Genomic DNA, 14,874 nt, shown 5'->3' with positions numbered 1-14,874 from the left:
TTGCCATCCTGCCCTGCAATGACAGTGGTGTCACCTCCCGATTTTATCGAAGAGCCAACGGCATGAGAGGCTTGCATATCCACTTTCGTGTTTTTGGTGCGAAGATGATACTCCATCTCATCGTTTCTCACCCCTATTTTTATCTCCCCTTGGGCGCCAAGTCCAACATTGCCCTTGGCATCTATATCGGAAGCAGCAATATGAATATCGCCACCCGATAGAACAGTGGTATCTTTTCCAGAACTTAAATGAGAGCCATTGTGCACGGCGACATGAAAGGTTTGATCCCCGCGATGGCTATTGGTACTGTTGCGTGTGGCATCAATCGAAACATTCCTCTCAGCCTGTAAAGAAAGTTTATCCGTTGCTTGAATATCAGAGCCTAAAATATTCAAATCTTTTCCAGAGACATAAGTGGGCTTGATGTACTTTGAAAAATATTTCTTTAAAACAAATGTGTGAATACACAACAACAAGTGTATTCCGTTTAGGGTGTTTTGTTTTGCATGAGGAGTATGATCTCATTAAAAAATGCAATAAACAAAAACGTAAGACAATGCGTCATCTTCATTTTCATTATTTAAAAGACATTGCTCTAAATGCTTTTGAAAATCGTAAAGCTAAATTAAAAGAAGATGGTAAAGTTGGAAACTGATTCCTATCTTTACATCTTCATATTCTTCCCCAATGAGACTGTATTTCCCAAAGCTTACTCCAACAGATATATGTAGTACGCTCGCTCTAATCTGGTATATAAAAGTAGACTAATGTTCGTCACTGGTTATGATCTTGTCCTATTTCTGAGATTAATTAAATACTTTTCACTTAAGCGTAAAATGACAGCCGTGATATAAGATTTTATATAATAAGTAGTTATAAAATAGTTACATACTACTAATTCGCCTTTTATAATATAATATAAAACTTTTTTTAAGCCTTATAATACAAAATGATACCAATAAAAATGAAGGGATTAAGAGAGATAAAATAGAGAGCTAATAAAATAAAGGCCCCGTTAAACGAGGCCTTAGTATTTTTTATGCTTCTAATTTCATTTTTACGAAATTAGAATTTGTAAGCGACACCTACACGGAAGTCATTGGTTTTGTAGTTGAATTCACGTGTATCGTTTGCGAATTTCTTTTTACCAAAATCGGAGTAACGGTATTCTGCACGTAAAAGAACGTTGTCTGTCATTGCAAAGTCAACACCGCCGCCAATAGTGAAACCAACCATTGTCTTCGTGTCATCAGCCCAAGTACCACCAGTCAAATCTACATTTTGCTTAACTGGTGGTTTTTCAACCACATCAGCTTTTTGCTCAACTTTAACTCTCTCTCCTTTTCCTGTAACTGATTGAATGCCCTGTACCTGCGCATAGGCAATACCACCAGCAACATAAGGCATAATACGGTCAACAGCAGCAAAACCGATACGAACACGTGTAGCACCAGACCATTTTTCTTTGTAACTGTGCTTTTCCGTTACCTTGTCACCTATTTCAAACCGTTGCTGATCTTTTAATTCAACCTTAGCTTTTTCAAGGGCAGCATTAAAATCTTCTGCATTTTTTTCAGTAAGAGTCAATTCACGGGCTGTTTTTGATTCTTCACGGCCCGCCCAAACTGCATCGGTTTCAACACCGAGAATGAGACTATTTCCGAGGTCTACGTTAGATCCGGCATAAATACCACCCATGAAACCAGAAGGACTAGGTGTGTTATCTTTTTTGAAAAGTCCTTTATCTTCTCCTGGAATAGTTACTTTAGTTTTACTCGAAAAGTTGCCCACTTGACCACCAAGATAAAAACCTGTCCAAGAAAATGAAGGGGCTGCAGCGATAACTGCTGGTGCGACTTCATGAGGAATCACCACATCAGCAGCTTGTGCTGCAGAAGCTGAAATTAAAGCGGCAATAGAAGTTGCTATTAAAGATTTTGTATTCATAATTTTGCTCCTAAATTAACTATCAAACGACCTTACAAGATTACAGATAGAAAAGCTGTAGTAAAAATGTCACAATCATACAAATAAAACCCCAGAAAACAACGGTTTTGTAAAAGTCAATATCTCTTAAAAATTTAATTTTTTATTAATACTTTTTATTCATAATTGCACTTTTGATGAAATTAGAACTTGTAAGCGATACTTACACGAAAGTCATTGCTTCTGTAGCCTAGTTTAAGGTAATCCTTTTTAAATTCCTTCTTACCAAAGTCTGAGTAACAGTATTCCGCACGAAGCAGAATATGATCTGTCATCGCGAAATCTATACCACCACCAAGAGTGAAATCCACCATCGTTTTTGTTTTATCAAATACCGTAGCAGAAAATGCTTTACTTGGGTTATCATTTGCCGATTTTTTTGTTCCTGAAATTTTACCAACACCCTGTATTTACGCATAAGCAATACTACCGGCAACATAAGGCATAATACGATCAGCGACGGAAAAACCAACACGAACCCGTGTTGCACCAAACCTTTTTTCTTTGAAACCAATGCGATAAACTGCTGTGTAACCCTTTTGAAACTTTTCATTTTCATCCAATGTAACACCAGCATCTTCAAATTCATCATTAAAATCATCAATCGTAAGAATCTTTGAGACCGTCCTCGTCTCTCCTCGGTCTGCCCAGACTGCATCGATTTCAACACCTAGAATGAGGACATTTCCAAGATCTACGTTGCAACCTAAATAAATACCACCTATGAAACCGGAAGGCTTAGGCAATCCATATTTGTATGGAGTTTTTTTCTCTAAATCAAATACATCAATTTTGACTTAAAAAGTTGCTAACTTGACTACAAAAATAAAAATCTGTTCCCCAAAATGAAGAGGCTGTGATAACTGCTGGAGCTGTTTCTCGAGGAATGATAATATCAACAGCTTGCGCCGCAGAAGCTACTGCCATAGTGATAATAGAAGTTGTGACTAAAGATTTTATATTCGTAAACTTTGCTCCTCATTTATTTACGAGCACAGTATTATACGACTACATAAAAAACACTGTAGTAAAATGATACAATCATAGGAAACAAAAGCTGCCGCAAGATAAAGTTATTTCATAACTTCACGTTTCACAAGAAATTGTAAGTTATGAATCCGTATAATTCATTGATTTTACCGAGTAATTATTGCATATCGTTTGTAAAAAATCTTTTTACACCTCCAATAAACATGGAGTGTGTAAGAATATAACAATAAAAATAACAGAGGCTCCGTCTTTAACAGAGCCTCATAATAATTTATCTTGTCTTCATCATTTCGTTGTTGACGGAATTAGAATTTGTATGCAACACCTACACGGAAGTCATTGGTTCTGAAATTATATTCTTTTTCTTTTGCAAAAAATTTCTTTTTACCATAGTCTGAATAACGGTATTCTGCACGCAACAGGACATTATCAGTCACTGCAAAATCAAGACCGCCACCAATAGTGAAACCAACCATCGTTGCTGTTTCATCAGATGAACCTGAAACAAAAGTTTTATTACCTTCCTTCAGTACTCCATAAGCAGCCTCTAGCTGTGTATAGGCAACACCTCCAGCAACATAAGGCATAATGCGGTCAGCAGCAGCAAAACCAATACGTACTCGCGTAGCACCAGCCCATTTCTGTTTAAAACCAACACCTTCTGATACATCCACAGTTCCTTGTGCAGCTGTATTTCTAATATTTAAACTCTTTACAGTTTCAGCTCCATTAGCTGGAGGAGTTTCAGTTCCACTAGCTGGAGGAGTTTCAGTTCCACTAGCTGGAGGAGTTTCAGTTCCAGAAGCTACTCGCACATCCTTTTTGCCAGACCAGATCATATCTGTTTCAACACCTAATATAATGCCATTTCCAAGATCAAAGTTAGATCCTGTATAAAAACCGCCAATCAAACCTGAAAGTTTAGGTGATAAGTCTTTAAAAGCTGAAGTATCTTTATTTTTATTTTTTAAGTCAATTTTACTTGAAAAACCACCAATCTGACCACCGATATAAAAGCCTGTCCAAGAAAATGAAGGGGCTGCTGCGATGACTGCTGGGGCTGTTTCATGAGGGATGACAACATCAGCAGCTTGTGCTGCAGAAGCTGCCGCTATAGCGATAACAGAAGTTGTTACTAAAGATTTTATATTCATAAACTTTGCTCCTAATTTATTTATGAGCAAAGTGCTACAAGATTACAGAAAGAAAAGCTGTAGTAAAAATGATACAGTCACAGAAAATGGAGGGCACATCCCAGACAAAATTGCTTCATAGCTTGATTTTGTATAAGAAACCTAAAGATATATATACAAATAACTTATTGATTTTTAAATGTAATTATTTTTATTGCTTATGATTTTTTTTAAGAAAATCTGAATAATATCTTTTCATATCCACAATAAATTATGTATTGTGTGATAATATAGCAACAGAAAATAACAGAGGCTCTGTTTTTGACAGAGCCTCTGTTATTTAACTTACCATCTGTTAAAATTTGTAAGCAACACCAACACGGAAATCATTGGTTTTGTAAGAAGTCTCATATTTATCATTTGAGAATTTCTTTTTACCAAAATCAGAGTAACGATATTCCGCACGGACAATAACGTTATTGGTCATTGCTAAATCAACACCAGCACCAAGCGTGTAACCAACAAGGGTCTTTGTTTCATCAGACAGAGTACCAGAAGCGATTACTTTGTCTGAATCTTTATCTGTTATTGAAATCAACGCACTATCTTGAAGCTGTGTATAAGCGATACCACCAGCAACATAAGGCATAATGCGTTCAGCTGCAAAACCAATACGCACGCGCGTTGCACCAGCCCATTTTTGTTTAAAAGTGAAACTGTGGGTTCGTTTAGCACCAGGTTTAAGCGCATCTTTACCAATATTAATTGCAGCGTCTTTTAATACCTTGTTAATATAATTGATGTGTTCTGGGGCAATGACATATGTTTTTCCTGTCTTCGTATCATCTTTATTAGACCACATGATATCTGTATCAACACCTAGAATAAGGCCATTACCAAGATCAACGTTGGAACCTGCGTAAAGACCACCCATGAAACCAGATAGTTTAGGCAAAAGGTCATCAGGCGCTGGAATCTTGTTTCCATTACTGAGAATATCCATTTTCGTTTTACCCGAAAAACCACCAATCTGGCCCCCAACATAAAAACCTGTCCAAGAAAAAGTTGGAGCAACAATAACGGGAGCAACAGGTGTTGGACTGGGGGGAACAATAACATCTGCTGCTTGAGCTGCTGAAGCTGAAACAAAAGCGAAAGCAGAAGCTGTTATTAACCATTTCATATTCATATTTTCTCTCCATAGCTGAATATTTATTTGAACACATCATTTCATATAGAGCCCCATCTTCAGATATCTGTAGTAAAAATGACACACTTATAAAAAAAAACAAAAAGCCAATCAAAGCACCCTTAATTGCTTGATCTGTAATAAATGAGAATTAAACTATGCCCATGCACAAATGATCCCTTTTCCTCACATTTGCTCTCCTTTATAATTTTGCAAAAAATCTGTGTCACAGTATCCTCCGTGTAAAGCGTATACTATTGACATGAAAATATAATATATTGATTTATAATGAAAAAATATCTTTTATATTCATTCATCTGTAATATTGAAGATGCTCTTATCTTAAGCCTTTTTATATTAAAGAAACCATCCCCCCTGCACCTCACAAACGCGCAAGTGTGTGAATAAATAAAACTATTTAAAAGCTAGAATGGCTCCTATTAATATTCTCAATATTATAACAATGAAGACTGTTACAATATTGAGAGCAGCTAAATGTAACAGTTCCATTTAAATTCATACAAACAACGTTTTTAGCTTCATCCTTCGTATAACCAAATGTGAATAGCTCTTTGATTATTTTTTCATCATTGTAAAGAATGCTTGTACCCTACAGAACAAGATCTTCACTACCCTATGAACTGCAACAAGATTACATGCAATTTCATCACGCTTGCTCTTTGTTTTTAATTTAGGCATTTATTCCTTTTTGACATACTTACCATTTTTTTCTTCTCTCAACCTTATAGTAAAGTCTTTTTCAGAGCTTCAGCCTTATTTGTAGGCTATCATTTCATACTCCTTTACAAGACGAAATTGAAAAAAATACCTAAAGACAGACAACCGGTATGATAAACATTAAAACTTATATAGAAATCTCCTTAAAGCTGAAAAAATGAGAAATCTTTCTTAAAGTTTTCAAACCACCCCTTGCTTTAAAAATCATGAATTTGGCAGAAAAAATATCCCTCTTTTTCAACTTCAAAGCATATATTATACTTCTTTATGTTTTTTTCACTTTTTAAAAACTCATTGGACCTCGTGCAAATAGGTTTGGCCGTCCTCTTTTCCCTGGTCTTTTTTTAGGATAATGATCTCTTTTTTTACCAGAATGTAACACAGGTACTAACTTAGCTGCTGTTATGCATTCGCTGTTATTTGTGCAAGAAAGTTCTATCTGAAAAACTTCAGATAATAACTTGCAAAGCTGTTCACCAGAAAAAAAACCTATTGGAGGAATAGTCGAAGATGCTCTCTGTACAAGGTTTTGAGACGCTAAAAAACTCGCACTCTGAGTGATAGAGATTGAAGCAAAAGTAGCAAAAGTTGTAATAAAATATTTTATATTCATAAATTTAACCTCATTAAATATCCATAATGGATTTTATCTAGTGCCTTCATTGCAAATTTCCAGAGAAAAATAATGTGTTTATAGATAAAAAGTGAAAATCCTTTAAAATAAAGCTTTGGAGAATTTTGCTTTTAAAATAAAAGAAAATTGCCCTGCTCTGCCAACATAGAAATTACTTATCGAGTAATAAATAAAGGCACGAAGTATCGTCTGAAAATAATAAACTATACGAATTTTACACCAACATATTGATTTATATATATAATCTATATTTTCCATATTGAATACCCCCCTCAAATATTAGAATATTATCTCATTTCAAACTTGTTCATTATACATTAAGCAAATTTATTCGCTTACACATCATAAATAAGGTTTGTATATGGATAAAAGTCTTGAAAAAAGGAGAAATTCTTACGAATCTGCTTAAATACAAAAGCTATTGCAACATTTTGATTGAGTAAAAAGCGCTCTTGCTGACTTGTTTCTAACAAATTTTTCTAGGAATCGTTCTTTGCATTGTTCAGTATAATCGTGGTTATCTTTATACATTAATCATATAGTATATTGATTTATAATGATAGTTTATCGTTATTCATATTGAATAAGAACCCTAAATACCATAAGATTCTCTCATTCCAAATCTTTTTCATGTTGAATCAATCAAAACCATTTGTTTGCACGTTATAAGTGGGGAAAGCTGTGTGGATAAAAAACACTAAAAAGACTAAAAATGTCTCTTATGAACCGTACCAAGGGCTAAGGACTTACACAACATTGGGAATTGGCACAGTTGTGTGGATGGTAGCGGCTTGTTACTCCATAAGCATGAAGATGGTAGTGTTCAATAGATTTTATATCATATTTTTGAGGGCGTTATCATTATACCATTCATAAGCGCCGCCGTAAAATGGACTTGGGTGCCGGTTTCTTTAAAAAAGCACATGAATTAGCAACACAAATATATTCCGTTTAGGGCGTTCTGTTTTACACGAAGAACGTAAATCCATTAAAAACATGAGAAACAAAAACATGAGGCAATGCGTAATCTCTATTATTTAACAGATATTGCTTTAAATACTTTTGAAAGCTATAAAGCAGAATTAAAAATGATGGTAAAGATGAGATTTGGTTTTACATTTACACATTCATATTCTCCCCCAATTAGGCTGTATACCGGTTTCAGAGATTTAAGTCTTCCAACCGACCGTATGTTTCCAGCCCCTCCTCAAAATTGCTTTGTTTCAAATAAAAGCTGTTACAAAAATAAAAAAATATGAATTCGCAAAAGTACTTTTATTACCTAAACTTCAAATGAAATAGCACTTAAGAATTTATTATAATTCTTATCAGAAAAGATGAGAGGATAAAATGCCCATAATGTACAAGCATTTTGTCCTCTCACATCAATAATTAACTCTATTTAAAAGCCAATTTTAAAGTTAGCTATGCGCAAAAATATCAACTTCCGCCCATCCTAAAAGATCAAGCCTAGCTCTCATAGGCAAAAATTGAAAGCATGCCTTGGCAACATTTTCTCGCTCTTCACGTCTTAAACGTTCTTCAAATATAACTTTTAAACGATGTAAATATAACACATCCGACGCAGCATATTCAATTTGTGCCTGTGATAACGTTTCTGCCGCCCAATCCGAAGATTGTTGCTGTTTAGAAATATTCACATTCAGCAGTTCATTACAAATTTCTTTCAAGCCATGACGATCCGTATAAGTGCGCGTAAGTTTCGAAGCAATCTTTGTACAAAAAACAGCTTCTGGCATAACACCAAATGTATGCGCTAAAATAGCAAGATCAAAACGCCCAAAATGGAATATTTTGGTAATTGCGTTATCCTCAAGCAATTTTATCAAATTGGGTGCACTCTTTTGTTCTTTAGCAATCTGTATAACGTCAGCAGTACCATCTCCAGAAGAAAGCTGAACAACGCATAAACGATCACGATAGGGTTGTAATCCTAAAGTCTCGGTATCAATCGCAATGGCATCAGTTTTATAATTGTCTAAGTTTGGTAAATCACCTTGATGAACGCGAATCTCAGCCATTTACCCTCCTGCTTGCTAAAGCAGCAAGAATACGCGCCCAAGACCGCTGCCCCTTATGAAACGATTTTAAATTATACTTTTCATTAGGAGAATGAATACGGTCATCAGCCAGTCCAAAACCAACCAAAAGAGTTTCCATACCAAGAATTGATCGAAAATCTGCTACAATTGGGATCGATCCCCCCATGGCTGTCAAGACAGCAGGCACTTCCCACTCTTGTGATAAGGCATCCTTCGCCTCCTTGATAAAAGATGAATCATCAGAAATCTGAAGTGCCGGAGAAGAACCGTGATTCTTAAATTCAACCTTACAATCAGCAGGAATTGAGCTACGTACATAATCACGCAACGCTTGGCGTATTTTCTCTGGATCTTGCTTATGCACCAAACGACACGATACTTTTGCACTCGCTTGAGAAGCAATAACCGTTTTCATCCCTTCCCCTTCATAGCCGCCACTAATACCATTAATTTCCATGGTAGGACGTGCCCATACAAGCTCTAAAATGCTCCGCCCTTTTTCACCAGCTGGAACGGAAAGTCCTATAGGACCAAGAAAATTTTCAGCAGTACAATTAAGCGCATTCCATGATTGTAAAATATGTGGAGGTGTTTCTTCTACTCCATCATAAAAACCAGGAAGTGTTACCCTATTATTTTCATCGTGAAGTCCTGCTAAGATTTTCGTTAAAATACGAATGGGATTAGCTGCTACTCCTCCAAAATAACCAGAATGCAAATCACGATTAGCTGCTGTGATAATAATCTCTTCTGCCATAATTCCCCGAAGAGAAAGAGCAATAGATGGTGTATTCGCATCCCACATTGACGTGTCACAAACCAATGCATAATCTGCCTTAAGTTCATCTGTATTTGCTTTTAAAAAAGGAATAAGGGAAGGAGAAGCACTCTCTTCCTCGCCTTCACATAAAATAGTAACTTTAATAGGAAGCTGCCCTGTTTCTTTCTTAAATGCACGACATGCTTCAATAAAAGTCATCAACTGACCTTTGTCATCTGAAGCTCCACGAGCACAAATAACTTTCTCTCCATCTCTCTCTTTTAAAGAAGGTGTAAATGGATCATCCTCCCATAAACTCAATGGATCAACAGGTTGAACATCATAATGTCCGTAAAACAACACATGCAAACAATCATCTGAAGGTCCTGGATGATGTCCAACAACCATTGGATGACCTGGTGTATCGCGCCGTGAAGCCTCAAAACCTATTGTTTTTAAATCTTCTACCAACCAATCAGCTGCTTTACGACATTCATCCTTATAAGCTAAGTCGGTAGAAATCGATTGAAAACGTAAAAGAGAAAAAAGGCGTTCAAGGCTCTTCTCTATATTTCCATCAAGATGTGTTAGTACTTTATTCAGCATAAAAAAAACCTTTCAAGCCTTGTGTAATTATATTATAGATACGATGACTTTAAGCCTCTTGTAAGATTTTGCAAGACGCCTTATTCATTTTTGACATTGTGAGCAGTAAAAACTTGAACGTCCAGCCTGTAAAATGCGCATAATAGGCGCTCCACATTCCAAACATTGCTTGCCTTCTCGTCCATAAACTGAAAAAGCATGCTGAAAATAACCAAGTGAACCATCTATACGCATATAATCACGTAAAGAAGAGCCACCAGACAAAATGGCTTCAGAAATCACATTGCGTATATTTTGTGCTAAAGAATCTGCAAATTCACATGCACGTGTCGTTTTTGATGCCAATGTAAATGCACCACGTTGTGGAGACAAACGACTCCGCCAAAGTGCTTCGCAAACATAAATATTCCCAAGACCTGCAACAATAGACTGATCAAGTAAAACACCCTTGAGAGACATTTTTTTATTAACAAAAGCCTTTTGTAAATAACGACCAGAAAACGAATTACTCATAGGTTCAAGACCTAGCTTATTTAAAAGTGGATGTTCATAAAGCTTATCCGTATCGACTAAAAGCATAAACCCAAAGCGACGCACATCATTATAAATAAGACGATAAACGTCACCATTCTTTGTCTGAATATCCATGACAAAATGATCATGTTTAACTAATTTACTTGACGCTGAGCAAGTTTTTCTTAAAAAATCATTCTCTATACGCCATGAACCAGACATTCCTAAATGGCTTAAAATCGTTTCATCCTGAGAAAGATGAAATAATAAATATTTCGCACGCCGACCAAGTTCTATAATTGTTCTGCCAATAAGGCGCTCAGAAAAAGCCTCAGGAAAAGGAAAGCGCAAATCTCTACGATTAAGTTTGACAGATACTATTTTTGCATCAGTTACAACGGGCTCAAGTCCACGACGAACTGTCTCTACTTCAGGAAGCTCAGGCATTACTCTTCTTTAATAATTATACACTTTCCAATCGTATCACTGATAAATTGACTTCTTCCCCCCTCAAAAAACGAAGACTTCCTCTACATCTACTAAACAAATTCTTGATGAGTGGATTTTACTCGGATTCCTACTCATGTGAGTCATTTAACTAAAGGCTTTATGGTCAAGCCCTGCCTTGAATATATACCACACACTCTAAAATACTTAACGTATCAATGAGACTTACATCCCACCCCACCTCAAATGACGGTGTTTTATGGTAACAAAATTAAGCCCATTCACCCTTACGAAATACAGGAACTCTTACACCATCTTGGGTAATGCCATCTATGTCAATTTCACCAGAACCAATCATCCAGTCAATATGAATGATACTTTTATTCCCACCACGCGCTGCAATCTCTTCTGCTGTCAATGACGCTCCATCTAAAAAGCATTTGGAATAACACTGCCCTAAAGCAATATGACATGCAGCATTTTCATCAAATAAGGTATTATAAAAAAGGAGGTCACTCTTAGAAATTGGTGAAGAATGGGGCACAAGGGCAACTTCGCCCAACCGGCTTGCACCCTCATCACTTTGCAAAACCTGCTGTAAAACTTCTTGGCCTGTTGATGCACGAGCCTCAACAATACGCCCTGCTTCAAAACGTACTTCAATATTATCAACCAGAGTTCCTTGATAGGAAAGGGGCTTTGTTGAGCGAACGAAACCTTCAACCTTATGAGCATGAGGAGTCGTGAAAACTTCTTCTGTCGGAATATTCGGATTGCAAATAACACCATTTTGAGCAATGGATGCACCACCATGCCATTCATGATCATCTGCCAAACCAACAGTTAAATCAGTCCCTGGCCCTGTAAAGTGTAAGGCAGAAAAACGCTGCTCATTAAGCCAAGATGACCGTTTCTTCAAATGTGCATTATGGACAGTCCACGCCTGCACCGGATCTTCTCCTGTAACACGTGAAGCAGAAAAAATTGCATCAGCTAATTTTTTAATCGCCTCATTAAGTGGTAAAGAAGGAAACATTGCCTCAGCCCATCCTGCTGTTGGATAAGCAACAATCGACCAATTCATAGCAAAATTTGATATTTGCTTGAGTGCCGGCTGGTAAGCTATTGAAGTGGCTTTATTTAAACGTGAAACCTTATCAAAATCCTGATTGGAAAGGAGCAAAGGATTATCACCAACAATCGCTAAACGCGCTGCCCCATTTTCAAAAGCCTTTGCCATTCCCTCATAGAGCCAAGAAGGGGCACAATCAAAACTAGCTGTATGGGCATTTTCAAACCGTGTAAGTGATAACATATCATCACTAAAAATTGGTGTAATGACACCAGCACCAACCTTATAAGCATGATATGCAATACGCCGAACAAAAGGTAACGCTGAAACTGGAGCAGTTAAAACAAGATCCTGCCCCTCTTGTAAATTCAACCCCACTTTCACTGTAATTTCTGCAAGACGATTAAGCATTTCAGGCGAAATTGTCTCATGAATATCAAAGTACATTACCAATACCCTTCTTTAAATAGAATGCGTTCTTTATGTCGTCATATTATAAATTGTTTTTCAGATCCTTTGAATTTACTTTCCTCACCTATATTTGTAAGTGTTATCATCGCCAAAGGATTTACTTAATTCATAAACCGCAAGGGATGATAAAACCCTTCTTTGGTCGTGCAAAAATTATCGGATTGTGTACCGCTTTTCTAACATTGCAACAATTGCATTTAACTGATCTGATGAAGGCAACGCCATAACCGATTTATTTTCCTCTTTCCTAGCTGGATGTTGAGGCGCATAGGCGGGAATGGGAACTTTATCAAGCTGTACCATCGCAAAAGACGTAGGATGGTCCGTCTTGGACTGTGCTACCTGTGTAGAAGAAGATATACTCTTTTCTGTTCTTATTTCTCTACTTTCTAAACTTTCATCTACAAAGCTTGGCGTATTACCAGAACGTTCTTGGGCAAAGGCATAAGCAACATCATAAGGGCGATTATTCGTAGGAATTTGAAGCGACCCATCACGTGATCGTTTTTCATAAAAAGCATTTCCCCCTGCAACCTGAACATAATGCATGTTTTTATACGGAAAAGACAAACCAGCGGTATGAAAAAACTTAGCGTTTTTAACTTTCTTATCTCGTTCACCCCGTAAAACAGCATCAGCCGCCTCTCTTACACGAGCAACAGATGCTTTTTCCGTCATAGGACGCGTTAAAACACCAGGAGCAAATTGCCTATATTGACCAACAACACCACAAATTGTCTTAGGATAGGCGGTTGAATTAACACGATTCATAACAACCGTTCCAACGGCAATCATCCCTTCTCGGCTTGTGCGATTTGATTCAAAATACATCGCTCTCATAAGACATTGACGCTCTGTCAATGGATACGTAACCGTTTTTGTCTTATTATTATTTACTTTTCCAGTATCTAAATGACTTGAAGCACATCCCACAACAACTAATGGCGCTACACAACAGGTAACAAAAACATTCAAACGATTTTTTTTCATCTTATGCAACACATTCCTATAATCTCTGAGCTATTCAAGTTTTGAAATGAGCTTTAAATGTATCTCTCAATAAAGTACATAGCTAATTGTTACCACTCAGCAAAATTTTAATACAAGAGGTAATCAAAAAGTATCTATGCAAAATAAAAAATAAAAAACTCTTAATTTACAGATCAATATTGTTATTCTTCATGGTTCAATATAGGCTATAATAACCTATACGTTTCAATTATAATAAAATAACACTATCCATTTCTTCTACATACGAAAAAAATAATACAGATATCCCCTTTGAATATAAAATTTTAACAAAATGATCTGAAAGGAAATTCCCCTAGAAAACTCCCCTCCTGCCACAATACGAGTGATGATATCATCTAATATACAAATATGTCAAACAAAGAGTTAGCAATCTGCCATGCTTCTCTGAAAAAACTCTTTGTTGCTTCTTTGTGCTTTTCCATAAGATGGTTATCTTATTCTTTCTATAGCTGCACTGTAAGAAAATACTCACATATCTACAAACTTATTTTATACATATAAGAAAAATTTTAATTTATTTTCTTCTCATCTACCCCAACTTTATAAGTAAGGTCATCGCGAGGACGATCAGAGGACATATGGTAACCCGTTATGATATAATGCAGCATTTCAGCAATATTAGTAACATGATCACCAATTCGTTCAATATTCTTTAAACAAAACAGTAAGTGCGTACAAACCGTAATATTGCGCATATCTTCCATCATATACGTCAAAAGTTCACGAAAAAGAGAAGTATACAAAGCATCAATCTTCTCATCACGCTCACGCACCGCGTCAACACGCTCTAATAAGCGACTCGTATAAGCATTTAAGACTTCTTTTAATTGATTGAGAGCTAAAGCTGTAATCGCTTCAAGCCCATGATAAAAGGAAGTAGATTGACGTATTTCTGAAAGTGCAACAGTCCTCTTAGCAATGTTTTTGGCCATGTCCCCAATCCGCTCAAGATCAGAAGAAATACGAATGGCTCCAATAATTTCACGCAAATCTACAGCCATCGGTTGACGTTTGCAAATAATAGCAACCGCTTTTTCATCAATGTCACGTTCTGCTTCATCTAAAAATACATCATCGGCAATCACTGTCGTTGCAAGTTGAAGATCACTACACACAACCGATGCGACAGAACGTTCAATCATCCTTTCTGCATGGCTCCCCATTTCTGTAATCCTTGCTTTTAAATATTTTAGTTCTGCATCATAAGAACGGACAGTATGATTCATAGACATATCTTATA

Annotated in this window: 11 protein-coding genes and 2 pseudogenes; 1 reads left to right on the top strand and 12 read right to left on the bottom strand. The window is 36.5% G+C overall.

Translation table 11 applies throughout. The annotated features are described in order from the left end of the window. Positions 1-416: pseudogene (locus tag ACFIJL_RS05000) on the bottom strand (hemagglutinin repeat-containing protein); the annotation flags it as partial. A 14-nt stretch (positions 417-430) separates the two neighbouring features. On the opposite strand from ACFIJL_RS05000, the gene ACFIJL_RS04995 reads away from it, so the two are divergent. Then, positions 431-655, top strand: a complete 225-nt coding sequence (locus tag ACFIJL_RS04995) for a hypothetical protein (RefSeq protein ID WP_375623109.1) — start codon at positions 431-433, stop codon at positions 653-655. Positions 656-1,065: 410 nt separating this feature from the next. On the opposite strand, the gene ACFIJL_RS04990 is transcribed toward ACFIJL_RS04995, so the two are convergent. From ACFIJL_RS04990 to phoU, 11 genes and pseudogenes are all read right to left on the bottom strand, one after another. Then, positions 1,066-1,947, bottom strand: coding sequence for an outer membrane protein (locus ACFIJL_RS04990; RefSeq protein WP_375623099.1), 882 nt, complete (start codon positions 1,945-1,947; stop codon positions 1,066-1,068). 182 nt (positions 1,948-2,129) lie between these two features. Beyond that, a pseudogene (locus tag ACFIJL_RS04985) lies at positions 2,130-2,913 on the bottom strand (outer membrane protein). 368 nt (positions 2,914-3,281) lie between these two features. Further along, entirely contained in the window at positions 3,282-4,130 is an 849-nt protein-coding gene (locus tag ACFIJL_RS04980; RefSeq protein ID WP_375623097.1) for an outer membrane protein, read from the bottom strand. A gap of 334 nt (positions 4,131-4,464) precedes the next feature. After that, positions 4,465-5,298, bottom strand: coding sequence for an outer membrane protein (locus ACFIJL_RS04975; RefSeq protein ID WP_375623095.1), 834 nt, complete (start codon positions 5,296-5,298; stop codon positions 4,465-4,467). A 1,021-nt stretch (positions 5,299-6,319) separates the two neighbouring features. After that, entirely contained in the window at positions 6,320-6,649 is a 330-nt protein-coding gene (locus tag ACFIJL_RS04970; protein WP_375623093.1) for a hypothetical protein, read from the bottom strand. Between the two features lie 1,442 nt (positions 6,650-8,091). Further along, complete coding sequence (locus ACFIJL_RS04965; RefSeq protein ID WP_375623091.1) at positions 8,092-8,712, bottom strand: ribonuclease D; 621 nt, start codon at positions 8,710-8,712, stop codon at positions 8,092-8,094. Further along, positions 8,705-10,099 (bottom strand): M20/M25/M40 family metallo-hydrolase, encoded by a 1,395-nt coding sequence (locus ACFIJL_RS04960; protein WP_375623089.1) that lies wholly within the window; start codon positions 10,097-10,099, stop codon positions 8,705-8,707. Before ACFIJL_RS04960 ends, ACFIJL_RS04965 begins: the two co-directional genes overlap by 8 nt. Positions 10,100-10,183: 84 nt before the next feature. Further along, positions 10,184-11,059, bottom strand: coding sequence for a bifunctional DNA-formamidopyrimidine glycosylase/DNA-(apurinic or apyrimidinic site) lyase (gene mutM / locus ACFIJL_RS04955; protein ID WP_375623087.1), 876 nt, complete (start codon positions 11,057-11,059; stop codon positions 10,184-10,186). Between the two features lie 271 nt (positions 11,060-11,330). Beyond that, the gene (locus ACFIJL_RS04950) at positions 11,331-12,578 is read right to left on the bottom strand and encodes an aminopeptidase (RefSeq protein ID WP_375623085.1); all 1,248 of its coding nucleotides are present in this window, start codon (positions 12,576-12,578) and stop codon (positions 11,331-11,333) included. 177 nt (positions 12,579-12,755) lie between these two features. Beyond that, positions 12,756-13,592 (bottom strand): cell wall hydrolase, encoded by an 837-nt coding sequence (locus ACFIJL_RS04945; protein ID WP_375623083.1) that lies wholly within the window; start codon positions 13,590-13,592, stop codon positions 12,756-12,758. Positions 13,593-14,143: 551 nt separating this feature from the next. Then, a complete protein-coding gene (gene phoU / locus ACFIJL_RS04940; protein WP_375623081.1) occupies positions 14,144-14,866 on the bottom strand; it encodes a phosphate signaling complex protein PhoU in 723 nt (240 codons plus the stop codon). Positions 14,867-14,874 lie beyond the last annotated feature (8 nt).

The organism is Bartonella sp. TT119HLJHH (genome assembly GCF_042193385.1).
Classification (GTDB): Bacteria; Pseudomonadota; Alphaproteobacteria; order Rhizobiales; family Rhizobiaceae; genus Bartonella.
The sequence above is the reverse complement of the archived record's forward strand: the minus strand, read 5'-3'. Positions and strand labels throughout refer to the sequence as shown.